The organism is Bacteroidota bacterium (genome assembly GCA_016715425.1).
Taxonomy (GTDB): domain Bacteria; phylum Bacteroidota; class Bacteroidia; order Chitinophagales; family BACL12; genus JADKAC01.
The window spans coordinates 85309-111705 of record JADKAC010000003.1 but is presented as its reverse complement, the minus strand read 5'-3'; the positions used below and the strand labels follow the sequence as shown (position 1 = coordinate 111705).

At 34.5% G+C, this 26397-nt stretch carries 27 protein-coding genes and 1 pseudogene; 19 read left to right on the top strand and 9 right to left on the bottom strand.

Going from position 1 to position 26397, the window contains the following annotated elements:
- Positions 1 to 7: 7 nt before the first annotated feature.
- From IPN31_05100 to IPN31_05085, 4 genes are read left to right on the top strand one after another with little or no spacing between them, the layout of a single operon-like run.
- A complete protein-coding gene (locus tag IPN31_05100; protein MBK8681280.1) occupies positions 8 to 997 on the top strand; it encodes a right-handed parallel beta-helix repeat-containing protein in 990 nt (329 codons plus the stop codon).
- Positions 958 to 1248, top strand: coding sequence for a hypothetical protein (locus tag IPN31_05095; protein MBK8681279.1), 291 nt, complete (start codon positions 958 to 960; stop codon positions 1246 to 1248). The genes IPN31_05100 and IPN31_05095 overlap by 40 nt, the downstream gene beginning before the upstream one ends.
- Positions 1245 to 1949: an ABC transporter ATP-binding protein gene (locus IPN31_05090; GenBank protein MBK8681278.1), complete on the top strand. Its 705-nt coding sequence runs from the start codon at positions 1245 to 1247 to the stop codon at positions 1947 to 1949. Before IPN31_05095 ends, IPN31_05090 begins: the two co-directional genes overlap by 4 nt.
- Positions 1946 to 2713: an ABC transporter permease subunit gene (locus tag IPN31_05085; GenBank protein ID MBK8681277.1), complete on the top strand. Its 768-nt coding sequence runs from the start codon at positions 1946 to 1948 to the stop codon at positions 2711 to 2713. Before IPN31_05090 ends, IPN31_05085 begins: the two co-directional genes overlap by 4 nt.
- A gap of 4 nt (positions 2714 to 2717) precedes the next feature.
- Here IPN31_05085 and IPN31_05080 read toward each other — a convergent pair whose 3' ends face one another.
- A complete protein-coding gene (locus tag IPN31_05080) occupies positions 2718 to 3425 on the bottom strand; it encodes a response regulator transcription factor (GenBank protein ID MBK8681276.1) in 708 nt (235 codons plus the stop codon).
- A gap of 245 nt (positions 3426 to 3670) precedes the next feature.
- On the opposite strand from IPN31_05080, the gene IPN31_05075 reads away from it, so the two are divergent.
- From IPN31_05075 to IPN31_05050, 6 genes are all read left to right on the top strand, one after another.
- Positions 3671 to 4036, top strand: a complete 366-nt coding sequence (locus IPN31_05075; protein MBK8681275.1) for a hypothetical protein — start codon at positions 3671 to 3673, stop codon at positions 4034 to 4036.
- 1143 nt (positions 4037 to 5179) lie between these two features.
- Complete coding sequence (locus IPN31_05070; GenBank protein ID MBK8681274.1) at positions 5180 to 5479, top strand: hypothetical protein; 300 nt, start codon at positions 5180 to 5182, stop codon at positions 5477 to 5479.
- Positions 5480 to 5654: 175 nt separating this feature from the next.
- Positions 5655 to 6479, top strand: a complete 825-nt coding sequence (locus IPN31_05065; protein MBK8681273.1) for a hypothetical protein — start codon at positions 5655 to 5657, stop codon at positions 6477 to 6479.
- Positions 6425 to 6649, top strand: coding sequence for a T9SS type A sorting domain-containing protein (locus IPN31_05060; protein ID MBK8681272.1), 225 nt, complete (start codon positions 6425 to 6427; stop codon positions 6647 to 6649). Before IPN31_05065 ends, IPN31_05060 begins: the two co-directional genes overlap by 55 nt.
- A gap of 137 nt (positions 6650 to 6786) precedes the next feature.
- On the top strand, positions 6787 to 7005 hold the full coding sequence (locus IPN31_05055) for a DUF4372 domain-containing protein (GenBank protein ID MBK8681271.1): 219 nt from the start codon (positions 6787 to 6789) through the stop codon (positions 7003 to 7005).
- Between the two features lie 112 nt (positions 7006 to 7117).
- Complete coding sequence (locus tag IPN31_05050) at positions 7118 to 8020, top strand: IS4 family transposase (GenBank protein MBK8681270.1); 903 nt, start codon at positions 7118 to 7120, stop codon at positions 8018 to 8020.
- 369 nt (positions 8021 to 8389) lie between these two features.
- On the opposite strand, the gene IPN31_05045 is transcribed toward IPN31_05050, so the two are convergent.
- The 3 genes from IPN31_05045 to IPN31_05035 all read right to left on the bottom strand — a co-directional run bounded on the left by IPN31_05045 (position 8390) and on the right by IPN31_05035 (position 12010).
- Positions 8390 to 9577: an amidohydrolase gene (locus IPN31_05045; GenBank protein ID MBK8681269.1), complete on the bottom strand. Its 1188-nt coding sequence runs from the start codon at positions 9575 to 9577 to the stop codon at positions 8390 to 8392.
- Entirely contained in the window at positions 9574 to 9960 is a 387-nt protein-coding gene (locus IPN31_05040; protein MBK8681268.1) for an SPOR domain-containing protein, read from the bottom strand. The genes IPN31_05045 and IPN31_05040 overlap by 4 nt, the downstream gene beginning before the upstream one ends.
- A gap of 373 nt (positions 9961 to 10333) precedes the next feature.
- A complete protein-coding gene (locus tag IPN31_05035; protein MBK8681267.1) occupies positions 10334 to 12010 on the bottom strand; it encodes a formate--tetrahydrofolate ligase in 1677 nt (558 codons plus the stop codon).
- A 139-nt stretch (positions 12011 to 12149) separates the two neighbouring features.
- Between IPN31_05035 and IPN31_05030 the strand changes: the two genes are divergently transcribed.
- Positions 12150 to 12695 (top strand): hypothetical protein, encoded by a 546-nt coding sequence (locus IPN31_05030; protein MBK8681266.1) that lies wholly within the window; start codon positions 12150 to 12152, stop codon positions 12693 to 12695.
- Positions 12696 to 13066: 371 nt separating this feature from the next.
- Here IPN31_05030 and IPN31_05025 read toward each other — a convergent pair.
- The 5 genes and pseudogenes from IPN31_05025 to IPN31_05005 all read right to left on the bottom strand — a co-directional run bounded on the left by IPN31_05025 (position 13067) and on the right by IPN31_05005 (position 16320).
- Positions 13067 to 13977 (bottom strand): annotated as a pseudogene (locus IPN31_05025) (bifunctional molybdenum cofactor biosynthesis protein MoaC/MoaB).
- 4 nt (positions 13978 to 13981) lie between these two features.
- Positions 13982 to 14425 carry a molybdenum cofactor biosynthesis protein MoaE gene (locus IPN31_05020; protein ID MBK8681265.1) on the bottom strand — a complete coding sequence of 148 codons (444 nt, stop codon included), beginning with the start codon at positions 14423 to 14425 and terminating at the stop codon, positions 13982 to 13984.
- Positions 14425 to 15525, bottom strand: coding sequence for a HesA/MoeB/ThiF family protein (locus IPN31_05015; protein MBK8681264.1), 1101 nt, complete (start codon positions 15523 to 15525; stop codon positions 14425 to 14427). Before IPN31_05015 ends, IPN31_05020 begins: the two co-directional genes overlap by 1 nt.
- A gap of 4 nt (positions 15526 to 15529) precedes the next feature.
- Positions 15530 to 15763, bottom strand: a complete 234-nt coding sequence (locus IPN31_05010; GenBank protein MBK8681263.1) for a MoaD/ThiS family protein — start codon at positions 15761 to 15763, stop codon at positions 15530 to 15532.
- On the bottom strand, positions 15760 to 16320 hold the full coding sequence (locus IPN31_05005) for a molybdenum cofactor guanylyltransferase (GenBank protein ID MBK8681262.1): 561 nt from the start codon (positions 16318 to 16320) through the stop codon (positions 15760 to 15762). The genes IPN31_05010 and IPN31_05005 overlap by 4 nt, the downstream gene beginning before the upstream one ends.
- Positions 16321 to 16545: 225 nt before the next feature.
- On the opposite strand from IPN31_05005, the gene purH reads away from it, so the two are divergent.
- The 8 genes from purH (at position 16546) to IPN31_04965 (ending at position 26286) form a co-directional block, all read left to right on the top strand.
- Positions 16546 to 18084: a bifunctional phosphoribosylaminoimidazolecarboxamide formyltransferase/IMP cyclohydrolase gene (gene purH / locus IPN31_05000; GenBank protein MBK8681261.1), complete on the top strand. Its 1539-nt coding sequence runs from the start codon at positions 16546 to 16548 to the stop codon at positions 18082 to 18084.
- Between the two features lie 46 nt (positions 18085 to 18130).
- Positions 18131 to 19156, top strand: a complete 1026-nt coding sequence (locus IPN31_04995; GenBank protein MBK8681260.1) for a rod shape-determining protein — start codon at positions 18131 to 18133, stop codon at positions 19154 to 19156.
- Between the two features lie 16 nt (positions 19157 to 19172).
- Positions 19173 to 20009, top strand: coding sequence for a rod shape-determining protein MreC (gene mreC, locus IPN31_04990; GenBank protein ID MBK8681259.1), 837 nt, complete (start codon positions 19173 to 19175; stop codon positions 20007 to 20009).
- Entirely contained in the window at positions 19996 to 20523 is a 528-nt protein-coding gene (locus IPN31_04985; GenBank protein MBK8681258.1) for a rod shape-determining protein MreD, read from the top strand. Before mreC ends, IPN31_04985 begins: the two co-directional genes overlap by 14 nt.
- Positions 20520 to 22406, top strand: coding sequence for a penicillin-binding protein 2 (gene mrdA, locus IPN31_04980; GenBank protein MBK8681257.1), 1887 nt, complete (start codon positions 20520 to 20522; stop codon positions 22404 to 22406). Before IPN31_04985 ends, mrdA begins: the two co-directional genes overlap by 4 nt.
- The gene (gene rodA / locus IPN31_04975) at positions 22403 to 23830 is read left to right on the top strand and encodes a rod shape-determining protein RodA (GenBank protein ID MBK8681256.1); all 1428 of its coding nucleotides are present in this window, start codon (positions 22403 to 22405) and stop codon (positions 23828 to 23830) included. Before mrdA ends, rodA begins: the two co-directional genes overlap by 4 nt.
- Positions 23831 to 24202: 372 nt before the next feature.
- Positions 24203 to 25192 (top strand): PD40 domain-containing protein, encoded by a 990-nt coding sequence (locus tag IPN31_04970; protein MBK8681255.1) that lies wholly within the window; start codon positions 24203 to 24205, stop codon positions 25190 to 25192.
- 104 nt (positions 25193 to 25296) lie between these two features.
- Positions 25297 to 26286 carry a PD40 domain-containing protein gene (locus tag IPN31_04965; GenBank protein ID MBK8681254.1) on the top strand — a complete coding sequence of 330 codons (990 nt, stop codon included), beginning with the start codon at positions 25297 to 25299 and terminating at the stop codon, positions 26284 to 26286.
- The last annotated feature ends 111 nt before the right edge of the window (positions 26287 to 26397 follow it).

Below are 26397 nucleotides of genomic sequence, written 5' to 3'. Positions count from 1 at the left end.
ACCTGCTATGAAATATTCTTCAATCTTCTTTATGATTATTGTTTTGGTATGCGTATTACCTGCCCAAACAGTATCCGATAATTCCAGCGCTGAAAAAACATCTGGAATCTTACAGCAAAAAATTGATGCTGCTTCACCTTATGATACTCTTATTATTGATGGGGGTATTTATAAAGAATTTAATGTGGTAATTAAAAAACCATTAGTAATAATCGGTAAAAATTACCCTGTATTAGAAATAGATTATAAAGGGGAAGGATTTATTATTGAATCCGATTCCGTAACAATTGATGGATGGGTAATTCAACATTCCAAACCTTCTGACTTGCACGAAAATGCCGCAATTCGTTTATCGCAAGTAAAACATATTCAAGTGCTGAATAATAAAATAACAGATAATTATTTCTGCATTTATCTTGCTAAATCAGATAGCAGTATTGTGAAAAATAATACCATTAAAAGCATTCCCAAATCTGAAAATACCAGCGGCAACGGAGTGCATTTATGGAAGTGTGATGCAATTACAATTGAGAATAATACGATTACCGGTACTCGGGATGGTATCTACCTGGAATTTGTTTCTAACAGTATAATTTCAGGAAATAATTGTTTTAAAAATATCCGCTACGGATTGCATTTTATGTTTTCAAATGATGATGCTTATCTGAAAAATGTGTTTACAGAAAATGGAGCAGGCGTTGCGGTAATGTATTCCAAAGGAGTGCAGATGCACAACAATACATTTCAAAAAAACAGAGGCAGTTCATCCTTTGGTTTATTATTAAAAGATATTACCGACAGCGAAATAGAAGGCAATACATTTTATGATAATGCAGTTGCCATTCACATGGAAGGCAGCAACCGGGTTCTTGCAAAACAAAATTCTATTTTAGAAAATGGCTGGGGTTTGGTGATTACTGCCAATTGTACTGATGTTGCCTTTGAAAAAATAATTTTATTAGTAATTCATTTGATGTTTCTACCAATGGTACTTTAGTATTAAATACATTCAATGGTAATTACTGGGATAAATATGAAGGCTATGATTTGGATAGAGATGCAATGGGTGATGTGCCCTATCATCCGGTAAGTTTATTTGCAATTATTGTAGATAAAATTCCGGAAGCTATCATGTTATATCGCAGCTTTGCACAATACTTAATTGATAAAGCAGAAAAAATATTACCCGGATTAACTCCTGAAAATTTAGTGGACAAAACTCCCTATATGAAACCTGTACAGTTATGATTGAAATTCAACACTTACATAAATCATTTGGTAAACTGCATGTGCTGGATGATATCAATTTGCATTTAACAATGGGAAGGGCAGTTTCTTTAATTGGTCCAAATGCATCCGGGAAAACAACCATGATAAAATGTTTGCTCGGTATGGTAATTCCCGACAGCGGAACAATTTTATTTGGTGGTAAAAATATTTCACATGATTTTAATTATAGAAGTGAAATAGGTTATATGCCGCAGATAGGTCGCTATCCTGAAAATATGCGGGTAGGTCAGGTATTTGAAATGCTGCAAAACATTCGTCAACATAAAGGTGAAATTGATAATGAATTGTATGATGCTTTTAAGATGCATGATATTCGTATGAAATATATGCGCACTCTATCTGGTGGTACACGACAAAAAGTAAGTGCATGTCTTGCATTTATGTTTAATCCGCAGGTGCTTATATTAGATGAACCCACCGCAGGTTTAGATCCGCTTTCCGCAGAGATTTTAAAACTCAAAATATTAAAAGAAAAAGCTGCCGGTAAATTAATTCTGATTACTTCGCATATACTAAGTGATCTGGAAGAAATTACTACAGACATTTTATTTATAGTGGAAGGAAAAATTAAATTTTATAAAACTGTTGCCGAATTACAATTGGAAACAGGTGAACAATCTTTGAATAAAGCAGTAGCTGAAATAATGCGACATCCATGATCAATATAATTAAATATAATCTCCACGATATTTTTCGTAACCGGGTAGTAATTTCCTACACCGTGTTTTTGTTTTTAGTATCTGTCAGCTTTTTTAATCTGGATGAAAATCCGGTGAAAGGTGTAATGAGTTTATTAAATATTGTACTGATTGTTTTGCCGATGGTGAGTATTATTTTTTCTACAATACATCAGTATAATTCCTCTGAATTTACTGAGTTGTTATTGGCTCAGCCGATTAAGCGCAAAACAATTATTATAAGTCAGTTTCTGAGTTTATCTATTTCAATGTGTACTGCTGTAATTATTGGAATCGGTATTCCGGTGTTGATGTATTATCCTTCCGAAGCAGGTATTATGTTAGTATTATCTGCCGTATTACTCACTTTAGTTTTCATCAGCTTTGCGGTGTTGACTTCTGTAATTGCAAGAGATAAATCCAGAGGAATTGGTATGTCAATTTTATTATGGTTTTTCTTTGCGTTGATTTACGATGGCTTGTTGTTATGGATTGTATTTAGTTTTTCTGATTATCCATTGGAACAACCTATTTTAATTTTAACCGCATTAAATCCTGTTGATCTTGCAAGAATTTTAGTATTGCTTAAATTGGATTTATCGGCATTAATGGGTTATACAGGTGCATTGTATCGCAAGTTTTTTGGAAGCGATACAGGTATGATATTATCTGCAATTATTTTAATGCTTTGGGTAATTATCCCTGTGGTTTTTGCAACACGTACTTTTATCAAAAAGGATTTATAAAATATTATTCTGCAACACGCAAACGAAATCCAATTTCCCGAACATTTTCAATTGTAATTTTTGGATTCGCCTCAAGCGCTTTTCTGAGTTTTGAAATATTGGTATTTAAACTCTTTGCAGAAAATCTTCCATTGATTTCATTTTGCGCACGAATATCTTCCTTGTAAACAATGTTATTAATATTGGTAGCAAGTAAATACAGCAATTTAGATTCACCATTGCTGAGAGTTTCTGTTTTTTGATTAAAAGATATTTGTCTTAATACCGGATTGAATTTATAATCTCCTATGCTCAGTTCTTCGCTCGTCGGTTCTGAAAGTTTTTTCTTTTCACCACTGCGACGTAAAAAAACCTGAATGCGCATTATCAGTTCATTCATGCTAAAAGGCTTGTGCAGAAAATCATCACCGCCATTGCGCAATGCCATCAGTTTATCTTCAATAGTAGATTTGGCAGATAAAAATATGATGGGAATATTTTGATTGGTATTGCGAATAATTTGAGCAACGGCATAGCCATCAATTTGGGGTAACATTATGTCCAGAATACATAAGTCGAATTTATTGGATTGGAAAGTTTTAATAGCTTCCAATCCATCTCTGCAATGCGTGATGTTATAGCCTTTTCTGCTCAGATTATCTATAGTTACAAAGGCAAGTGTTTCATCATCTTCAACATATAATATTTGAATGTGGCTAATGTTAGGTTCCAAAGTGATTGATTATTTATCAGGTAAATGAATTGGTTAAAAGCTTAGATTTTAATTAACAGTACAAAAATATTTGTGTTGATCTTTTCAAATGTAAATAGAGCTTAAATTTCAACTTAACTTCTGTTAATTTAATGATTGGGTTTTCAAATAAAATGTTAAGTATTACATCATTTTTTTGCAGGTGATAAAAATCATTTTTATTGAAATTATTATTTATTCAAAATCGAATAATTAATTTTAGCAATATGGAGAATAAACATCAACCTATTCCAACACAGTACAACACAATGTTTTATGTGCATCTGTTTGTTACTATCCTATCTTGGGTAGGTCCGTTTTTAGTTGACTGGTGGCTGATGTGGATTGCGTATGGAATTGTATTAATGCAGTTTGTGCTGTTCAATCGCTGTTTAATGAATGCCGGACATAATATTGAAGAAGACAAGGACTTTACATTTTATGCTTACTTGTTAGAGAAGCTTAATATTTATTTTCCAAGAAAACCTCTAAAAGTTTTTGTCCGCAGTTACTTGTATTTATTTCTCGGCGCCTATGCATATATCCTTCAGGAAGTACTGATGTACCAACCGCCGTTTTTAATTAGCCAATGAGTTAATTAGCCAATGAGTTAATTAGCCGATTAGCTAATGAAAAAAAATGTGCCCACGATATCGGGGTGAGAATGTTCAAATGTGCGAATTAAAAAAATCCTATAAATCTTTTAATCCGATTAATCCTAATTCAGACAATAATAATAATGTGCAAATGTGCCCACGATAGCCATCGGGGTGATTGATGTGCAAATTAAAAAAGGAAAATGCGAAGGCAAAGGCTAATGGCGATGGCTTGTTGTGATATAAATTGAAAATTAATTATCAGACATAAAACATTTTTTTTAAACTCAAAACCCGAAACCCGAAACCCGGAACATGAAACTTGAAACCCGAAACCTGAAACATGGAACTCGAAAAATAAAACATGAAACATTTTTAGTCAAGGTCAAAAGTCAATGGTTTAAGTTTTTTTAATAGCCTGAAACTCGAAACCCCAAACCTGAAACCCGAAACCAAATTTTTTTGTCAATAGTCATAGTCAATGGTCAAAGTTTTATCATTTACAAAAGAAACCCCGAAGGGGTGATATTATTATAATAGAAATAATCCCCCAAAACACCAAGCCCTGAAAGGGTGACATGTTAATTCAAAAGCAGATTAATTATAACTATCGGAACAGTTACACGATTCTACAATTCTACAATTCTACATTCCGATAGCTATCGGAACAGTTCTACATTATTACTTATCTGTTACACCTTTGTTCAAAAAAATAGTTTAGATTTGGATTACCAAAAATTTCAATCATCATGAAACTATTGAAATATTCTTTCTTCACTTCATTTAAAAGCAACTCTTTTCAAAAGCTTTTGCAGCAAATATTTACTCCGTTCTATTCATTTTTTTATAACACTTTAAACAAACAATTATGATAAAAAAATTTACTTATTTATTAGGAAATGTGGATAATAATAGTTATCCTTCCTTCCTTCCTTCCTTCCTTCCTTATTAATTTTAATAACTCTCTTACTTTTTCACCCATTTAAGATGCAAGCTCAATCTTGCGATTTTAGTTTTGAAACTTGCACTATGTCTTATGGCCCATCCCCAACCACTTCCGGAATTATCGGTAATCTAACGGGTAATTCTCAAATCATATTTAATGATAAACTACTTATCTTAAAATACTAATAAAAATATATGAGACAAGTTTTAATTATCAGCATGGTGGTACTAATGTACCATCATGCTTTTTCACAAAAGGAAAATTACAATTGGGTGTTTGGAGATAGTGCCGGGTTAAATTTTAGTTCATCTGTCCCTGAATATTTTTCTTCTTCCATATGGTCTGCAGAGGCTTGTTCTTCTATATCTGATAGTGCCGGTAATTTATTGTTTTATACAATGGACAAAAGGTTTGGAATAGATTCAATGAAATCATGCCAAACGGAGATGATATCGACATTGGATTTGTGGTTTTGGATTTTGGCAGCAGTATAACCCAAGGAGTTACCATTATTCCTAAACCTTTGTCAACTAACTTATACTATATAATATACAGAGCAAATATTGGGATAAAGTATTCTATTGTAGATATGAATATGGATGAGGGTTATGGAGATATAATTGAAAAAATATAGTTTTAGATACTTCAATATATCAATATACAGAAAAAATGCAGGTAATAAAACATGGTAATGGTAGAGATTATTGGCTTGTATTTTATGCGGGTGATGATTATGTTGAAATTGGTGATAATATGATGTTTATTTCTTATCTGATTACATCAGATGGAATTGAAGATCCAATATTGGTTCAGGATGCTTCACCTTATACCGTTCCTTTTGGTACTGTTGGTCAAATGAAATTTTCCTGGGACGGAAGTTTATTAATTAATACAAGATTCACAAATTTAGATATTTATGATTTTGATAGATGTAGTGGTTTGATTTCAAATTATAGAATTGTTTCCAATATTTCTGATTCTCCTTTATACGGCTGCGAAATTTCAAAAGATAATAAAAAACTTTATGTAGGAACTATTGGAGAAAATAATCAAGGATTTATCTGGCAATTTTGTATAACAGATATACCTATAGAAGAAACCAAAATTTTAATATATGATAATGAAGGAGGTGGCGGAAGCTGGGGTAAAAGTATTGGCAGCTTTCAAATGGCACCGGATGGGAAAATATATATGCCTATGGCTTATTCAGGGCTGGGTTATTATTATGAAGTATATCAAAATTTATATTTAAGTGTAATTAACGAACCTAACGAATGTGGTCTCGCTTGCGATTTTGATACATTAACTGTTTGGTTAGGAGGTAACAGAGCTACCTACTCTTTACCGAACATCTGCGATTATTCTTTAGGGGTTTTAATCGGCAGTGAATGCGATACAAGTAGCACTGCAATTTATGATGAGGATAATGAAAAAATGCAATTCAAATTTATCCCAACCCCGCAAATGAATACATCATTATTTCAGGAGATATAAAATCAAATGATATTATAAAAATATACAGTGCAGATGGCAGAGTTGTATTGCATAAAAAAATAAATACAACAAATACGAAAGTGGATATTTCTATGCTGCCGCCGGGTGTTTATGTTATTCAAATAAGTGAAGATGGTTGGGTGAAGTATTCGGAGAAATTATTTAAATAGTATTGGGTAATTAATTAGCAGATTAGTTAATTAGCCGATCAGTGGTGTCCGGAAAAAATATTGAATAAATAAAAAAAAGGAGTTCCGAAGAACTCCCAAAGTTTTAGTTTTGATTTTAAGACAAAAAAACTAAACCTATGAGTAAAACTACCTTTTTTACCGGACAGCCGGTATTCAATCAATTGCTTTCACTTATCCCTCGTTCTCTTATTGAGAAAATAAGTAAGAAGCATAATGCAAATCGATATTGCAAGCATTTCATGTCTTATGACCATCTGGTCACTATGTTGTATTCTTGTTTTTTAATGCTGGCAATTTGCGAGAAGTTACTACGGGTATTCAGGCATTTGGTCTGAATAAACTCAATCACTTAGGCTTAAATTATTTTCCACGAAGAAGTACTTTATCGGATGCGAATAGAAGACGACCGGCTCAATTTTTGCTGATTTGTATCACAGTTTATATAATATGTATTTCGTTTTACCGGACAGCCGGACTAAATTAAATCGAGAGGAAGACATTTTTATTATTGATTCCACCACGATTAGTTTGTTTACTTCAGTAATGCGTGGAGCTGGGACTTCTAAAGCCAATGGAAAGAAAAAAGGAGGTGTTAAAGCACACGTGTTAATGAATGCCCAACATGATCTTCCGGCATTTGTATTTATCTCCGAGGCGAAGGAACATGATCTCATTTTTTTGCGTCAACTCAAGGTGCCAAATGATTCGACAGTATTATTTGATAAAGCATATATCAACTATACACAATTTATTGAATGGGGCAATTGTGGCATTAGGTGGGTGAGTAGATTAAAGCGAGATGCAAGTATCAAAAATCTTGTGGATTTACCTGTTAGTGAAGAATCCTACGATACAGGTGTCCGAAAGGATCGATATGTAATACTTGGAAGGGAAAGCAACAGAAGTAAAATACCTCTCATTGAAGCCCGTATTGTGGAGTACTATGATCAAGAAATGAATCGCAGTTTTGAGTTTATTTCAAATGATTTTACAAGCCCTCCGGAAGAAATAGCAGACCTGTATAAAGGAAGATGGCAAATAGAAATGTTATTTAAACGGATCAAACAACGTTATCCTCTTACATACTTTCTGGGAGATAATCCCAATGCAATTATGATTCAAATATGGGCAGCATTAATTTGCGATCTATTAATACGTATAATACAAATTGCAGTGAATAAAAAGAAATTAAACCCCTGGGCATATTCCTCTATTTCAGGAATGATAAGACAACACCTTATGAGTTATTTTAATGTAAAAGAGTTTTTAATTCATCCCGAAAAAATATTGAATAAATATAATCCACCGTCACTACAACTGCGTTTATTTTTTCCGGGGGCTTCACCTTAAAAAAATCCATTTTAGCCCACTCAAATCCACAGGAATAAGGAGAGATTTCCAAATTATTTATTTTACCGGACACCAGTGATTAGCCGATTAGCTGATGAGGATAATGTGATTAATGTGAGAATGTGATTAATGTGCAAATTAAAAAGGCAAATGCAAAGGCAAAAGCAAAGGCAAAAGCAAAGGCTAAGGCGATGGCTTGTTGTGATATAAATTGAAAAAATAGTTATCTGACTTGAAATAGATTTTTTTTTAACCTGAAACCCGAATCTTGATTTTTTTTTTTCGCCAACTGCCAATAGCAAAAAGCCAATAGCCTTTAAGTTTTTTTCATTGTCAACTGTCAATTGTCCATTGTCAATTTAATACTCACTACCCAATATTCTTCAAAGCATTAAACGCCATAAAACCCATCCCGATTTTTAAGGCATCTTCATCAATATTAAATGTGGATGTATGAATATTACTTATAATTCCTTTTTCAGGATTGCCTGTACCTAAGCGATAAAAACAAGAAGCAATTTTCTGTGAATAAAAAGCAAAGTCTTCTGCACCCATTCTCGGCTCAGCGATAAATACATTTTCTTCTCCTAAATATTCCTTTGCATTTGTAATTGTTAGTTCTGTTAAATCTATATTATTAAATAATGATGGATAACCAATTCTAATTTCCACTTCAGCATTTGCACCCATCGCATTTGCAATTCCATGTATTGTTGTTTTAATTTTTTCCTGCAACATGGTTCGTACATCTTCTTGCATTGCACGCAATGTTCCTTCCATATAAACTTCGTTGGGAATTACATTCGTTGCGCCGTTGGCAATTACTTTTCCAATACTGACAACTGAGGGTTCTGTGGGTGATGTTGAGCGACTTACTAACTGTTGTAATGCTGTAATAATTTGTGCTGAAATAACTACCGGATCAATTAACTGATGTGGGTACGCTGCATGTCCTCCTTTACCTGTTATGGTAATATATAATTCATCAGTAGATGCCATCATTTTCCACGGACAGAAGGCAAGTGTTCCTACTTTATAAGGAGTGAACACATGTTGACCAAACATAAAATCAACTTCTGGATTTTGCAACACTCCTTCTTTAATCATTTCATTTGCACCACCGGGTAAACGTTCTTCCGAAGGTTGAAAAATTAATTTTATTGTTCCGCTGAAACTATCTTTTAAAGTGTTTAAAATTTTTGCTGCACCCAATAAACAAGCAGTATGCACATCATGTCCGCAGGCATGCATTACACCCGCATTTTGCGATTTATAATCAATATCATTTGCTTCTGTAATTGGCAATGCATCCATATCTGCACGGAGGGCAATTGTTTTTCCTTTTTCTTTTCCCGATATAATTCCAACAATACCTGTCTTCGCAATTTTTGGAGTAAAAGGAATTCCAAACTCCGTGAGTTTTTCTGCAATAAAAGCAGCGGTATTATATTCTTCAAAACTTAATTCAGGATGTGTATGCAGGTGTCGGCGAATGCTGCGTATTTCTTCAAAATAAGATTCGGCTAATTGCTGAATTTGAATTTTTAAATTGCTCATAATTGTTTTACATCCACCAGATCTTTACAAATAAATGCATTGGGATAATAGAGAATTAAATCCTGCAAATCACGATTCGCATCAAAGCGATTTCTATAATCACCAACACGCACTTTATAATTCGGTGCTTCAAAAATTATGGTAGCATGCATATCATCAAACTGTTGCAGCAATTTTCCTTTCTCTCTTTTTGCTTCACTTAATTGTGGAGTAGAAATTATTTGTACACGCCAACCCGGAAGTTGGTTATGTGTTTTATTGAACAGGATATGTTTTTCCACCAATGCATTTGCACCGGCATTATCATGAATAAGTATAGTTCCTGTTTGTGCCATCAGTAAACTACAACTGCATAGAATGAAAATTATAATTGCGTAACGCATAATGCTAAATTAATTAAAGAGTATCAAGTATTGAGTATCGGTTTTTAAATTGACAGTTGACAATTGACAGTTGACAATGAAAAAAACGAAAAGGCTATTGGCCTTTTGCAATTGGCAGTTGGCGAAAAAAGTTTCAGGTTTCGAGTTTCGGGTTTCAAGTTTTAATATTACTCAAAACAAGCCATCGCCTTAGCCTTTGCTTTTGCCTTGGCTTTTGCTTTTAGCTATTAGCGAAAAAACATTCAATAATGAAAAAACTCATTACTTATCACACATCCCTGATTTCTCATCACTGACCACTCACCATTCACTATTCACCATACACCATTCATCACTCACCACTCACCACTCACCACTCACTACTCACCATTCACTACTGCAGTCCCGTAATTTTTCCATTGTCATCAATATCCATTCCTTCGGAGGCGGGTATAATTGGCAATCCCGGCATGCGCATCATATCGCCGAGAATTGGAATTACAAAACCTGCTCCTGCGGCAAATTCAAATTCACGAACTGTTATTGTAAAATTTCTTGGTCGGCCGATAAGCTTTTCATTATCACTTAATGACTTTTGTGTTTTTGCCATACATACAGGTAAGCCATCAAATCCCAACTCTTTAATCATCTTCAATTGTGATTTTGCTGTGGATGAATATTCCACTCCATCTGCACCATAAATTTCTTTTGCAATAATGTTTATTTTTTCTTCAACAGGTAATGACCAGTCGTATAATTTTTTAAAATGATTTCCACCACCTTCAATTAATTCCACCACTGCTTTTGCAAATTCAACAGTGCCTTCTCCACCTTTTGCAAAGCCATCACTCACGACAGCTTTCACACCGAGTTCCGCACAACGTTCAATTACAAACTTTACTTCTTCATCAGAATCTGTAGGAAAACTATTAATTGCAACAACAGGTTTCAATCCAAATTTTTTACAATTTTCAATATGCTTTTCCAGATTTTCAAATCCATTTTGTACACGCTCTAAACTCGCAATATTATACTCTGCTTTTTTTGCACCACCATGATGACGCAATGCACGAATAGTTGCAATAATTACAATGGCATCCGGACCAAATCCACCATAACCACATTTGATATCCATAAATTTTTCTGCGCCTAAATCTGCACCAAAACCTGCTTCAGTAACTACATAATCGCAAAGACTCAAACCCATTTTTGTGGCGAGAATTGTATTGGTTCCCTGTGCAATATTTGCAAACGGACCGCCATGCAGAATTGCAGGATTACCTTCCAGCGTTTGTACAAGATTTGGTTTGATAGCATCTTTTAATAATAGCGCCATTGCACCACCTGCTTTCAGGTCACGGGCAAACACCGGTTTTTTATCATAAGTCTGTCCGATATAAATATCACCCAAACGTTTTTTCAAATCAGCAAAACTGGTTGACATACATAAAATCGCCATCACTTCTGAAGCTGGTGTAATATTAAATCCATCCTCTCTCGGAACTCCGTTTGCTGTGCCACCCAAACCAATAACGATATGTCGCAATGCACGGTCGTTCATATCCATTACTCGTTTCCATTTAATAGTGCGTGGGTCTATTCCAAGATTTACTTTGTTATTTAAATTATTATCTATAAGCGCACTTAATAAATTATTTGCTTTTTCAATGGCTGCAAAATCTCCGGTAAAATGCAGATTGATATCTTCCATTGGAATTACCTGAGTATATCCTCCACCGGCTGCACCACCTTTCATTCCGAACACCGGACCAAGTGATGGCTCACGCAAAACAACTACTGCTTTTTTTCCAATTTTATTTAATCCTTCATTTAATCCAATACACACTGTAGTTTTTCCTTCGCCTGCAGGAGTTGGATTAATTGCAGTAACTAATATCAGTTTTGATTTTTTTATTTTTTCTTCATCAATAAATGAAAGCGGAAGTTTTGCTTTGTATTTACCGTAAAAATCCAGGTCATCACTATTGATTCCAAGTTTAGCTGCTATGGTAGCGATTGGCTGAATGGCAGCACTCTGCGCTATTTCTATGTCTGATGGAAAGGAGCTCATTGTAATGGTTTGTGGGCGACAAATGTAATGATTCAAATTTTTTGTGAGAATTAATGATTGTCAAATAATTATATCAATGGAAATTTTGGCAAGAACAATTTATTTTTTTCTTTTACAACAATTAATCTAAACCCGAACGATGCAAGTATTTATCCTCTGTACTGGAAGAAGTGGTTCTTCCACATTCATTAAAGCATGTAAGTGTATTACAAACTTTTCAAGCGGACATGAAACAAGAATTAAAAAAACAGGAGATGCACGGTTTGCATTTCCTGAAAATCATATTGAAGCAGATAACAGGTTATCGTGGTTTTTAGGAGCTCTTGAAAATAAATATGGCAACAGTGCTTTTTATGTGCATTTGATTCGTAATCGGGAAGCAACGATTAATAGTTTTAACAGCCGATGGAAAAATAAAGGAAGTATTGTAAAAGCATTTAGTGAAAGTATTTTATATTCTCCTACTTTATTTCAAACCAAAAAAGACAAAAAAGAAATTTGTAGTTTTTATGTGGATACTGTGAATACCAATATTGAAATGTTCTTAAAAAATAAAACACATAAGATGATAATACATCTTGAAAAAATTGAAAAAGAATTTCCGCAATTCTGGAATGCGATTCATGCTGAAGGTGATTTGAAAAAAGCAACAAGTGAGTTGAGAATAAAACATAATCGGAGTTGAATGGATTAAAATTTATAGATTTTTTTATTTGATTAATTTTATTTTGGATACATCTTTTAACTTGTATTTGACATGTATTTCCCTCCCCCTTCCTTCGGCAGGTAAACTTTTAAGGGAGGGGAAAAGGAAAAGGAAAGTCGCTTATTCAGTGGTTCAATCAAATGCATTGTTCTTATGATTAGAAAAATAAATATCAGTTTAAATACAAACATCAAAAGAAATACAGATTATCGCTCTCCCTGCCTTCGGCAGGTAAACTTTTTAAGCTTGCCTGCCGAAGGCAGGGGAGAGTAAGGTGAGGGTCAAAACAAAATAAGGCGAGATTAAAACACAGTAATCCGAGAGACATAGCAGTTTATCTAACGGAGGAATTAATCATGCCTCACACCTTTGGCTACTTTAAAAATATGTAGCACATAAGGAAATAATGCATCCATAGTTTCTTCAGTACCACGAGTGGAACCGGGTAACGTAATGACTACACTATCGCCAATCATTCCTGCAACTCCACGACTTAACATTGCATACGGCATGCGTTGTTGTCCATAACTTCTTGCCGCTTCCATTATGCCCGGAATTTCTCTTTCCAACATCGGTTGAATTACTTCAGGTGTAATATCTCTTTTTGATAATCCTGTTCCCCGGAAATAAGTATGAGTTGAATGTTTTGTGCAAGCAAATCTGTTATTTTTTGTTTTATTATTTCCGGTTCATCCGGTATAATTTCATAGACAGAAATTTGCACAGGTAAAGATTCTAATTTCTTCATCACTGCTTTACCTGCTCTGTCTTCTTTTTTACCGGCAGCTACTGAATCAGAACAAACAATTACTGCTGCATTTATATCGGTAGAAAGTATATCCTTGTATTGCGATTTGCCACCAGATTTTTCTGCTAAGTGTATATTTTTTATTGATACTTGTTTGTCAACGGGTTTCAACATATCATACATAGTAAGTGCAGCAATTGCAGCACCATGCATTGCTTCTACTTCCACACCTGTTTTATAAATCGTTTGTACTTCTACCTGAATATGAATTTCAAGTCCGATTAATTGTGAACTGACAGAAGCAAACTCAACAGGCAGAGGATGACAGTCGGGAATTACGTTACTCGTGTTTTTAATTGCAAGCAATGCAGCGGCTTTACTCATTTCAAAAATATTGCCTTTGGGTACGCTGTTATTATTTATAAGTTGAATTGTTTCTTCAATACTTACTTCCACAATTGCAGATGCAATTGCACTGCGATGTGTATATATTTTTTGTGTGATATTATTCATGTTGTTATGTATTCTTTTTCCATTGATGTGTTGTGTCATTCATTATTTCTTTTCCCCAAACCGGTGCTTCTTTTTTAATGCGTTCTACAATTGCATTACATGCATCAATCGCATCCCGACGATGTGCGGATGAAGTAAACACATATAAACTTATTTCACCTGCATTCACTTTTCCCAGACTATGATAAATATGCATACATGTAAGATCGTATTTTGCAAAAGCATCTTCACGAATTGTATGAAAAACATTTTCTGCCATCGCAGTGTATGCAGAATATTCTATCGCCATCACTTCCTTATCTTCTATAATATCATTGCGCACCTGACCAAGAAAAATACTGTGTGCGCCTATATCTGTTTTTGTACTGTGTTTTGCAATGGACTCTGCAATAAAAGTTGGAGTAATTGCACCTTCCATAAAAACTGTTTTCTTCTTATGAGTTTGCATTATGTATTTGTTTGCAGGAAAATTTGTAAGGCTTGAATTCCCCCTTGTAAATTAATAAATTCTGTGTTTGGAAAATGTTTTTGTAATAATGGAATTGCTCGGATACTGCGTGATCCACTGTTGCAAAACACAATTGCCTGTTGTTGTAATTTAATTTCTTCAAAGCCGGCTTCCATAGTGGAAAATGGAATGCAGACACATTCAAAAGTAGCTTGTGGTAATTCATTTGCATCCCGCACATCCACAATAGAAAAATGTTGATGAGTCATTGTTATAAATTCTTCAGCAGTAATTTTTTGTATTTCCGGTTCGCCACAAAAAGCAGGATAATCAAATAGTGCAAATGCATTTTTATCTATAGGTACATGTTTCAATGCATCAGCACTGCGTTGAATTTTTAAATTGAAAATTGATTGTGTGAGTGCATTCCATGTAAGCAGTTTATTTTGCATTACATATTTCGGCATACAAATCATTTTAATTACTTCGGTTGCTTGCAATGTGCCGATAACTCCGGTAATTGTTCCCAGTATTCCACTTGTATTGCAATCCGGAACAGAACCATACACAGGGGGTTGCGGAAACAAACAACGATAGGTTGGGCCACCATTGTAATTAAATACTGCAACTTGTCCTTCATATTGAAATACACTTGCATACACAAACGGTTTATTCAATAATACACATGCATCATTAATTATATATCGAGTGCTGAAATTATCTGTACAATCCACAATGATATCATACGATGAAAAAATATCCAATGCATTTAATTGTGTGATACGATCTGTGTAAGGAAATATTTGAATTTCCGGATTTAATAACATCAGTTTATCTGCAATTGCTTTTGATTTTAATCTACCCACATCCATAGTATCATACATCGGTTGACGATGCAGATTGGATAATTCCAATGTATCAAAATCAACAACAGCAAGAGTGCCCACACCGGCAGCAGCAAGATAAGAAAGAGCAGGACAGCCGAGTCCGCCGGCACCAATCACTAACACTTTTGCATCAGCAAGTAATTGCTGGCCGGCTTCACCAATTTGTGGTAATTGTAATTGCCTTGCATATCGGATTGCATTATTATTATTCATAAAATTATCCTCCTGAAAATGGTGGTAATAATGCAATTTCATCTTCTGCATCTAATATTAATTGTTCCGGAGCAATTGCATTATTTACTGCAATTAAATAAGGCAATTCCATTAATGCGGTATGATGTGTATTTAAATAATTGCGCAATTGCAAAACAGTGCATGCAGATTCTACTTCAAAATTATTATCTGAAATAATTTCGTTAATCACACCAAATGTGAGCACGTGAATTTTCATAATTTTAAATTTTCTAACTCTAACTGAGTATTGACATTTGTAAATTCCTTTGGATTAAATCCCTCCATTAATTCCATCTCTATTAATTGTGTATTAAATTGTTTTATCATTTCATGCACTGCTGAATTTTTTTGTGCAATAAGTGAATTCCATTTTTCAAAACAACGCTTTTCATAAATGCCGATTAAAGGTTCCGGCTTGTTATGCAATGCAGCAAGTGAAATATCATAACTATTGTGTTTGTCTTTTATATATTGCAAAGTACTTGTAGTTATAAGCGGAATATCGCAACTCAGAATCATATTACTTGCTGCTTCGCTGATATGCAAGGCGGTATAAATGCCACCGGCAGGACCGAGATCGGGAATTAAATCCGCAAAAGTTTCCAGTCCAAATCGTTTGTACATCGGGTTTTGGGTAATCAGCAGCACCCGGTCTGCCAATGGTGAAACGGCATCTATTACATATTGAATCATGGGTTTACCATTGTAATCCAACAGACCTTTATCACGTCCCATTCTGCTGCTGTGCCCACCGGCAATTATTATGGCATTCATCGAATTCATTGTTGCATTATAAAAATTTTAAAACATAATATACTTGGAAAAAATATCTGCTTTCCGGATATCTGAAATTTAAAATCCGAGTATTACAAATGTAATCACGAATGATTAGAATACTCCCTCAGAAAATCATTTCATAAAAAGTAAAAGAAATAGTGAATGCGATAAATTAATACCATATGTATCTACTAACTTTGCAACTCATTTTTATTTCTGCACATGCAATTTCCTGTTACAATAAAATCAGCATTAATTTCTGTGTATTACAAAGATCATCTCGATGTAATTATTCAGTTATTAAATTCTTTGGGTGTACAGATTTATTCTACCGGCGGCACAGCCACATTTATTCAGAATCTGGGTGTTAAAGTAAATGCTGTAGAGGATCTTACCGGCTATCCTTCTATTTTGGGAGGAAGAGTGAAAACCCTGCACCCCAAAGTGTTTGGCGGTATTTTAGGCAGGCGAAATGAAGAAAGTGATGTGGCGCAAATGGAACAATATGCAATTCCTGCTTTTGATTTGGTGATTGTAGATCTCTCTCCGTTTGAAGAAACACTGAAGCAATCAACTAACGAAAGTGAGATAATTGAGAAAATAGATATTGGTGGCGTTTCTCTTATTCGGGCTGCAGCAAAAAATTTCAGAGATGTGTTAATCATCGCATCAAAAAATGATTATGCTTCTTTAGTTGAAATTTTAGAAAATCAAAAAGGGGAAAGCAGTATTGAACAGAGAAAAAATTTTGCGGGTAAAGCATTTCAAATTACTACGGCTTATGATAATGCAATTGCATCCTATCTAACAGGAAATAGAAATGCGGGAATCTTCTCTTCCTTCGGTGATGCAATGCCATTGCGCTATGGTGAGAATCCACACCAGTCTGCTACATTTTTTGGAGATTTTAATACAGTATTTGAAAAGCTGAATGGCAAAGAAATTTCTTTTAATAATTTGGTGGATGTAGAAAGTGCGGTTTATCTGATGGAAGATATGCATAAAGTGGTGGAGGGTAACCCGTGTTTTGCAATTTTAAAACATACAAATGCTTGTGGACTGGCAACAGGAGAAACCTTGAATGAGGCATATCATAAGGCGTTGGCAGCAGATCCGGTGTCTGCGTTTGGAGGTGTGTTAATTGCCAACAGAGAGATTGATATTGAAACAGCAAATGCTATTCATGATTTATTTATTGAAGTATTAATTGCACCCTCTTTTTCTCAAGAAGCAATTAAAATTCTTACCGCAAAAAAAAATCGCATCCTCCTTAAACAAAAACAATTCGAATTTCCGTTACAACAACTTAAAAGTTTGTTGAATGGAGTTTTGGTACAGGATAGAAATAAAAAATTGGTGAACACTCAAGGCATAACAGTGGTGACAGATAGAACTCCCAACAAAGAAGAATTAAATGATTTGTTGTTTGCAGAAATTGCAGTGAAGCATATTAAAAGTAATGGTATTGCTTTAGTGAAGAACAGACAATTAATTGCAATGGGAGTGGGGCAAACCAGTAGAGTGGATGCATTGAAACAGGCAATTGCAAAAGCAAATGCATTTGGTTTTGAAACAACAGGAGCAGTGATGGCGAGCGAAGCATTTTTTCCTTTCCCCGATTGTGTTGACATTGCCTTTAAAGCAGGTATTACTGCAGTGATTCAACCGGGCGGAAGTGTGAAGGATAAAGATTCCATTGATTATTGCAATGCACAGCAAATGACAATGGTACTAACAGGCATAAGACATTTTAAACATTAAAACGTAACTTTCAACCTGCACACAGCAGGCTAAAACTAATAGGTACATGGGTATATTTAATTTCCTTACGCAAGAGATAGCGATAGATCTCGGAACAGCTAACACACTGATCATTGCACACGAAAAAGTGATGGTGGATGAACCATCTATTGTTGCGATTGATAGAAAAACAGATAAAGTAATTGCCGTTGGTAAGCGGGCTATGCAGATGCATGAGAAAACCCATGATAATATTAAAACGGTTCGTCCACTAAAAGATGGTGTGATTGCAGATTTCCAGGCAGCAGAAACGATGATGCGTGGAATGATAAGTATGATATTTCCCAAAAACAGATTATTCAAACCTTCTTTGGTAATGGTAATTTGTATTCCCTCCGGAATTACTGAAGTAGAAAAACGTGCAGTAAAAGATTCCGCCGAACAAGCCGGAGCAAAAGAAGTATATCTGATTCAGGAACCTATGGCTGCGGCTTTGGGAATTGGTTTAGATGTGCAGGAACCTGTTGGCCACATGATTATTGATATTGGTGGTGGTACAACGGAGATTGCAGTTGTTGCTCTTTCAGGAATTGTGTGTGATCAAAGTATTCGTGTGGCGGGTGATGAATTTACAGCCGACATTGTGGACTATATGCGTCGTCAACATAATTTATTAATTGGAGAGCGCACGGCTGAAGCAATTAAAATAAATGTGGGTTCTGCAATTATTGATCTGGAAGAAATTCCGGATGATTATCAGGTTTCAGGTCGTGATTTAATGACAGGTATTCCAAAACAATTGGTGGTTACTTATTCTGAAATCAGTCATGCATTAGATAAATCAATCAGCAAAGTAGAGGAAGCAATTTTAAAAGCTTTGGAAACAACTCCTCCGGAATTATCGAGTGATATTCAAAGAGAAGGTATTCATCTTACAGGTGGCGGTGCATTGCTGAGAGGTTTGGATAAACGGATTAGTCAACGCACAAAACTTGCAGTGCATGTAGCCGACGATCCATTAAGAGCTGTAGTAAGAGGAACTGGAATTGCACTGAAAAACAGAGAGCATTATCAGGCATTATTCATCGGTTAAAATATAAGGGGATTGAATGCGTAATTTTTTACAATTTCTTTTTCGCAATCATGTACTGATATTATTTATCATTCTTGAAGTCTCGAGTTTCTGGCTGATTTTCAGCAACAATTTATACCACAATACTTATTTTATTAATACTGCAAATTCTGTTTCAGGAGATGTGTTAAATACGTATGGAAATCTTACTAATTATTTTTATCTGAAACAGGTGAATGATAGTTTGATGTTGGAGAATATTTCGTTGCGGGAACAATTGGATTTAAAAACAATACAGGATTCCACACAAATAATTTCTGTGAATGATAGCACAGGAGAATTGCTTTACTCCTATATACCTGCTTTAGTAATCAATAATAGTTTTACTGAACCCAATAATTATATCACCTTAAATAAAGGTGCGAAAGATGGTATTAAAAAAGATATGGGTGTAATTACTTCCAACGGTGTGGTCGGCATTGTAAAAAGTGTTTCAGAAAATTACAGTGTGGTATTATCTGTTCTGCATGGAGATTATAGTACTCGTGTTGCAGTGAAACGCAATAATGCACAAGGTAGATTGCAATGGGTATATGGTAATCCGAAAATGGCAAGTGTTGTGGATGTTTCTGAACCGGGAATGTTATATGAAGGTGATAGTATTGTTACCACAGAATTTTCAATGGTGTATCCACCCGATCATCTTGTGGGAATTTTAAAAACATTTGGCAGAGAAGCGGGTAGTGTATTTTATACTTTGGATGTGCAGTTAAGTACAAATTTCAGTACATTAAAATATGTGTATGTAGTAAATTTTTTAAGAAAAAATGAAAGACAACAATTAGAAACGCAGGCAACACATGATAGTAATTAATTGGATAGCACGCATATTAGGTCTTGTATTATTAATTGCCTTTCAGGTATTGGTACTTAATAATCTGAATGTGGGTTTGTTTGTACATCCTTATGTGTTTATCATGTTTATTCTCACATTACCTTTTGCAACACCACAATGGTTGGCAATGATTTTAGCCATGGCATTAGGATTAATAATTGATATGTTTAACAACACACCTGGAATGCAAATGGCAGCTTGTGTGTTTCTTGCTTTTGTGCGACCATTAGTTTTAAAAGCGCTTACACCGGTTACCGGATATGAAAATATTGAAAACCCTTCCATATATAAATTGGGAGCAACATGGTTTTTTATTTATACAATTATTATGGTATTGATTCATCATACTGCATATTTTTTTATTGAAATATTTTCATTGCGTCAATTGCGATTTACTTTATTCAATATTGGATTAAGTTCTTTATTCAGCACCGTTTTAATTTTAGTGTTTGCATTTTTATTCACTCCCCGAAAAGCGTTTGGTAAAAAATGACAGGTATAGATAGTTGGAAGAATAGAAGAATTGTAATACAGATACTTATTATTTCTGTATTTATGATTTATATCATCCGACTGTTATATCTGCAGGTAATAAATAAAGATTATGCAGAGCTTGCAAAAGACAGAGCGTATAGAAAAGTTACTGTATATCCCGACCGTGGACCAATGTATGATCGTACTGGTAAGCTGATAGTTTTTAACGAACCCATTTATAATTTGATGGTGATTCCCTATCAGGTGAAGCAAATGGATACAATGCGTTTTTGCGAATTGATGCAAATTGATAAAGAAGCATTTATAACAAAACTTCAAGATGCGAAAAAATATTCTTCATTACATGCTTCTGTTTTTATTTCTCAAATATCCGCAGAAGACTTTGGTAAGATAGAAGAATTCTTATATGAGTTTAAAGGATTTTTTCCGGAGATAAGAACTGTGCGCAAATATCCGTATCCCACAGCGGCGCATGTGTTGGGTTATGTTACGGAAGTGGATAGCAATGATATAAAAAGATCGAACGGATATTATAAACCGGGAGATTATATTGGTAAAAGCGGTGTAGAAAAATATTACGAAGAATTATTGCGTGGCCAGCGTGGATATAAAAACATGGTGGTGGATGCATATAATAGAATAGTAGGAAGTTTAGGTCAGGGCGAAAATGATTTACCTGTTGTTGCCGGGAAAACACTTACACTTACTTTGGATATTGAATTGCAACAATACGCTGAATTGCTGATGCAAAATAAAAGAGGTGCTATTGTCGCAATAGAACCATCCACCGGAGAAATTCTTGCAATGGTGAGCAGCCCTTCTTACGATCCGAATATGTTGGTGGGAAGTAAGCGCACAAAAAATTATGCATCACTTGTATTTGATCCGATGCGCCCTTTAAATAATCGTGCATTAACCGGATACTATCCTCCTGGTTCGCAGTATAAACCATTAATGGCTTTGGTTGCTTTACAAGAAGGTACATTAACTCCCGATCAGGGTTATGGTTGTGGTGGTGGTTATCGCATGGCGGGACATACTGTTGGTTGTCATAATCATCCTTTTCCCGCAAATGTGATTATGAGTATTCAGCATTCTTGCAATGCATATTATTGCTATGTATTAAAGCATTTTATTGATGATAATAATGCAACTACTGCCGAAGGATTAGTGAAGTTGAATGTGTATCTCGCCAGTTTTGGTATTGGTGTAAAAACAGGTGTGGATCTTCCGGGAGAAAAATCCGGAAACATTCCTGACCCTGAAGATTATGATAAAATTTATGGTAAAAATCGCTGGCGTTCTTCCAACTTTATTACACTTGGTATTGGTCAGGATCAAATGATTGTTACGCCATTGCAAAATGCAAATATGATGGCGGCAATTGCAAATGGTGGTTATTGGTATGCGCCGCATGTTTTAAAATATGCCGATGGTGAAGATTCTATTTTAAATGCATTACATCTTGTGCATCAAACAATGGTTGACAAACAATATTTTGATTTGGTAACGGAAGGATTAAGTATGGTGGTGAAAGCGGGTACTGCAAGAGTGGCGCAAATTGATAGTATTGAAGTGTGTGGTAAAACAGGAACAGCAGAAAATCCACATGGAAAAGATCACTCGCAGTTTTCAGGATTTGCTCCACGCAATAATCCAAAAATTGCAATTGCAGTGTTAGTAGAAAATAGTGGTTTCGGTGCTACATGGGCAGCACCTATTGCAAGTTTATTAATGGAATATTATCTGAAAAGAGAAATTAATCCGAAAAGAAAATATCTTGAAGACCGATTGATAAATGCAGATTTAATTCATGAAATAAAAACACCGATAGCTGCTGTAATTAAAACTCCCGAAGGTGTAAATCCCGACATACCATGAGAGATAAACCTACATTACTGCAAAATATAGATCGCCCTGCATTATTTATTTATTTGGGGTTATTGGTAATCGGTTCGCTTACTGTTTTTGCAGTGGATTACGATAAAGACACCAGTCATTTTTTTGATTTAACACAAACACATGGCAGACAAATGGTGTGGATGTTTATTTCCTTATTTGTCGGTTTTAGTTTGCTTGCATTTGATAGTAATTTCTTTACAAAATTTTCTGTACCACTTTACATTTTTATCATACTGCTATTGATTGTAACATTTATTGTTGCTAAAGAAATTAAAGGTGCACGTTCATGGCTTGCTATAGGTTCCATACAATTTCAACCGGCGGAATTTGCAAAAACAGCAACTGCTTTAATGCTTGCAAAATATATCAGTTCACTATCCACTGCGGTGCGTACTTCAAAACAAAAAATTATTGCAACCGGTATTTGTGCATTGCCGATGTTATTAATTATTGCGCAACAAGATATGGGTTCGGCATTGGTATATCTTGCGTTTGCTGTGGTATTATATCGTGAAGGTTTTAAAGTGAGTGAAGTAGTAATTGCAATTATGTTTGGTGTATGTTTTTTAATGTCGCTGTTGGTAGATCATTCTATAATACTTTACATTTTAACCGGTGGACTTATCATGTATGTATTTGGTGTAGTAACAAAACTTGCAAGAAAATTTCCCAATCGTACAATTCTATTTTCAATTTTTATTTCACTTGCTATTGGTGTATTCTTTTATACTTTTTTTAATCCTGAATTTTTATTGTTTGGGGGAATTGCAGTAGGTGCATTATTAATTTCTGCTGCATTAATTCTGCGCAATATAAATTACTCCGGAATTTGGTTGCCGGTATTTGTTTATTTTTTTCTTGCCGGTTTTGTTGCCTTCGGAACTGATTTTATAATGAACAAAGCATTGGAACCACATCAAAGTCAAAGGGTATTAACACTGGTTGGATTAAGTGACGATCCCGATGCAAATTATAATGTAATTCAAAGTAAAATGACCATCGGTTCAGGAGGCTTAACAGGCAAAGGATATTTGCAGGGAACACTCACACAATTAAAACATGTACCCGAGCAAAGTACCGATTTTATTTTCTGCACTATAGGAGAAGAATTTGGTTTTCTGGGAACCAGTATTTTTCTGCTTGCTTATTTATTTTTTCTATTGCGGATTATTCATATTGCCGAACGACAACGCTCGCCATTTTCAAGAGTGTATTGTTATTCTGTTGCAGCAATTTTCTTTTTTCAAATAATGATTAACGTCGGAATGACGATCGGTTTAGTACCCGTAATCGGCATACCATTACCATTTATTTCTTATGGCGGTTCCTCCGTATTAGCATTTTCTATTTTAGTATTTATCATGCTGCGATTAGATGCCGATAGGTTGTTAATTTTGAGGTGAGATTATTTTTCAAATTAGGAATTAGGAATTAAGAATTAGGAATGAAGAATTAGAAATTAAGAATGAAGAATTTCAATTCACAGAGATTCCCTTCGGGTAACTCTGTGATGACATTGTGTTGAATTCTGTGATGATATGATAGAAGAGTAATCACAGGAGTTACCCGCAAAACAAAGCTTAATATATTCTCGAATCTTCGTAGGGAACTCTGTGTGGTTAAAAAATTACACAGAGTTAACGGAGAAAGACACGGAGTTGCACTGAGAAAAGACTGTAATTGGTAATGTGAGGGCGCTGTAAAAAATGATTTTTTGATGGTTCCCACAGAGATGTGTTAGAGTAGCTTTGTGGGAATACAAAAAGACAATTCTTATGGAACCACAGTTATTAAACTATAAATATATTTTCCTTATAAGCATGGTTTTGACTTTATCTACTTGTAAAGTAGATGAGCCAATTTTTGTTGATTGTGCCCCATTTTATTATCCTGATGGTCATTTATTTGATATTGAGACCATAACAATTCCAGAAGGTGAAAAAAACTTTGGCTATATAAGGAGTAATCCGAATAATAGTAAGGAATTAATTTTTTATGGTAAAATGGGTTATCCTGTTGAAGGAATTTATAAATACAATATCGAAACATTTCAAAGTGAATTAGTGCTTGAAGCCTATGTATCCAATCAAATGGACTGGGGCGTAACTGATTGGATTGTATTCGCTTCATACAATCATATTTATAAATGTAAATCAAACGGTGATAGCTTAACCCGCCTCACATTTACTGATCGTAATTTTTGGCCGGTATGGTCTTCTGATGGCTCCCAAATTCTTTATGAAAGATGGAGTGATGATGGTACTGAATGGATAATAATGGATGATGATGGTAACTATATTGAAAAACCACCTCTTATAATGGGTGATCGTGTTATATCCTGGTCGCCTGATGGTAAAAAAATAATATTTTTCAGAGCCTCTGAAAGCTGTGGGCAGGGAGTGGAAGGATTATTTTATTATGACTTTGATAAAAATGAAACTGTTGAAATATCAAAGGCACTTGATGGTATATGTTACCCTTCTGATTTTATTGATTGGTATAATGATTCAAATATAATATTACTTTCAGCAGGTTTGTATGGTGGTATTTATAGAACAAATATAATCACCATGGAAACAGAAGTTATTCAAGAAGCATGTAGTACTAATAGATATTTATCCTTTACTCTGATGGCGGATAATTCGACCATCATTGCTGTCAAAAAAGACGTAAAACAAAACCCCGATTTGTGGTATAATACTTTTGAGGATATATCTGTAATTCAAATATACCCGGATGGCAATGTTATAAGTTTGCCTTATTGATGTGAATAATTAGTACATTAGATTTTATATTCAAGGTTCATATCCTCATAAAGTTACTCGAAGAAAAATCTGCAAATAAAATTGCGAATAACATTTATTTAATTATGAGAACATTATTTTTCTTTTGTATTGTAACACTTATTAGCTGCCATACGGATCCTGAGATCCTTCCTGAGTTAAGCGAATGCCCATCATTAAGTAATTTAATTGAAATGTTAGATTACGATAACACAAGTTTTGGAGATGGTCAAGTGTTTATTGGTGCAGATTCAGGAATATCGATGGCCAACTTTATTCCAGGAAGCAATACTGAAATTATTAGCTATTATGGTGGATATTTATCTTCTTATAATTCTAATCTTGTAAAATATAATTTATCTACAGGTGAATATTTTACAATTATGGAAAACCCGGGGATATTTTCACTGCCAGAAATTTCCTCTACTGAATGGTTACTTTTTACCTGGTCAGATTACCAGTTATGGAAAATTAAAACTAATGGAGATAGTTTAACTCAACTAACTTCTGAAGGTTTAAATTTTGAATATGCATGGTCGCCTGATGGTGAAAAATTTGTTTATAAGCGAGATTTTCCAACAGGAACTTACAAAACCTTAATAGCTGATAAAAACGGAAATAATTTGTTTTCAATTGGTGGGGGTTATAAGATACGAATACCTGCTTGGTCACCAGATAATAAATATATTGCATGTGGTAATTTCAATGGGATTTATACTGATATTGATATTATTAATACCGAAACATGGCTATTCACAAATCTTATAAAATATAATGGAAATACAAATCCAAATGAGCAAGTGCATTCTATTGATTTTTTTCCAGACTCAAAACATATTTTGTGGGCAACCACCAAAGAACTGCGTAAAACAAATATTGAGACTGGCGTTACAAAAGTAATTTCATCTACTTGCGATTCGCAGGGATTTAGTGCGGCAAATATTTCAGAAGATGGTCAATATATCTTAACTCGAAAAACTTATTATACTTACTTTGATTCAAAAAATTTGCTAATTTCATATAAATTGTTTTTACTTGACGGTAATGGGAATGAAATAAGAGAAATTGTATTTTAAATTTAATCAATTTTTCAGTCGCTAATCGGCTAATCATTTAATTCGCATATCTGCATTTCATCTGCTCATCGGCTAATCATCTCATCGGCTAATCATTTCATTTGCACATCA

Excerpts from the sequence above, each read along its gene's own strand:
- IPN31_05100 (MBK8681280.1), top strand. The coding sequence starts at position 8 with ATGAAATATTCTTCAATCTTCTTTATGATTATTGTTTTGGTATGCGTA.
- IPN31_05090 (MBK8681278.1), top strand. The coding sequence starts at position 1,245 with ATGATTGAAATTCAACACTTACATAAATCATTTGGTAAACTGCATGTG.
- IPN31_05085 (MBK8681277.1), top strand. The coding sequence starts at position 1,946 with ATGATCAATATAATTAAATATAATCTCCACGATATTTTTCGTAACCGG.
- IPN31_05075 (MBK8681275.1), top strand. The coding sequence starts at position 3,671 with ATGGAGAATAAACATCAACCTATTCCAACACAGTACAACACAATGTTT.
- IPN31_05070 (MBK8681274.1), top strand. The coding sequence starts at position 5,180 with ATGAGACAAGTTTTAATTATCAGCATGGTGGTACTAATGTACCATCAT.
- IPN31_05065 (MBK8681273.1), top strand. The coding sequence starts at position 5,655 with ATGCAGGTAATAAAACATGGTAATGGTAGAGATTATTGGCTTGTATTT.
- IPN31_05055 (MBK8681271.1), top strand. The coding sequence starts at position 6,787 with ATGAGTAAAACTACCTTTTTTACCGGACAGCCGGTATTCAATCAATTG.
- IPN31_05050 (MBK8681270.1), top strand. The coding sequence starts at position 7,118 with ATGTATTTCGTTTTACCGGACAGCCGGACTAAATTAAATCGAGAGGAA.
- IPN31_05045 (MBK8681269.1), bottom strand. The coding sequence starts at position 9,577 with ATGAGCAATTTAAAAATTCAAATTCAGCAATTAGCCGAATCTTATTTT.
- IPN31_05040 (MBK8681268.1), bottom strand. The coding sequence starts at position 9,960 with ATGCGTTACGCAATTATAATTTTCATTCTATGCAGTTGTAGTTTACTG.
- IPN31_05035 (MBK8681267.1), bottom strand. The coding sequence starts at position 12,010 with ATGAGCTCCTTTCCATCAGACATAGAAATAGCGCAGAGTGCTGCCATT.
- IPN31_05030 (MBK8681266.1), top strand. The coding sequence starts at position 12,150 with ATGCAAGTATTTATCCTCTGTACTGGAAGAAGTGGTTCTTCCACATTC.
- IPN31_05020 (MBK8681265.1), bottom strand. The coding sequence starts at position 14,425 with ATGCAAACTCATAAGAAGAAAACAGTTTTTATGGAAGGTGCAATTACT.
- IPN31_05015 (MBK8681264.1), bottom strand. The coding sequence starts at position 15,525 with ATGAATAATAATAATGCAATCCGATATGCAAGGCAATTACAATTACCA.
- IPN31_05010 (MBK8681263.1), bottom strand. The coding sequence starts at position 15,763 with ATGAAAATTCACGTGCTCACATTTGGTGTGATTAACGAAATTATTTCA.
- IPN31_05005 (MBK8681262.1), bottom strand. The coding sequence starts at position 16,320 with ATGAATGCCATAATAATTGCCGGTGGGCACAGCAGCAGAATGGGACGT.
- purH (MBK8681261.1), top strand. The coding sequence starts at position 16,546 with ATGCAATTTCCTGTTACAATAAAATCAGCATTAATTTCTGTGTATTAC.
- IPN31_04995 (MBK8681260.1), top strand. The coding sequence starts at position 18,131 with ATGGGTATATTTAATTTCCTTACGCAAGAGATAGCGATAGATCTCGGA.
- mreC (MBK8681259.1), top strand. The coding sequence starts at position 19,173 with ATGCGTAATTTTTTACAATTTCTTTTTCGCAATCATGTACTGATATTA.
- IPN31_04985 (MBK8681258.1), top strand. The coding sequence starts at position 19,996 with ATGATAGTAATTAATTGGATAGCACGCATATTAGGTCTTGTATTATTA.
- mrdA (MBK8681257.1), top strand. The coding sequence starts at position 20,520 with ATGACAGGTATAGATAGTTGGAAGAATAGAAGAATTGTAATACAGATA.
- rodA (MBK8681256.1), top strand. The coding sequence starts at position 22,403 with ATGAGAGATAAACCTACATTACTGCAAAATATAGATCGCCCTGCATTA.
- IPN31_04970 (MBK8681255.1), top strand. The coding sequence starts at position 24,203 with ATGGAACCACAGTTATTAAACTATAAATATATTTTCCTTATAAGCATG.
- IPN31_04965 (MBK8681254.1), top strand. The coding sequence starts at position 25,297 with ATGAGAACATTATTTTTCTTTTGTATTGTAACACTTATTAGCTGCCAT.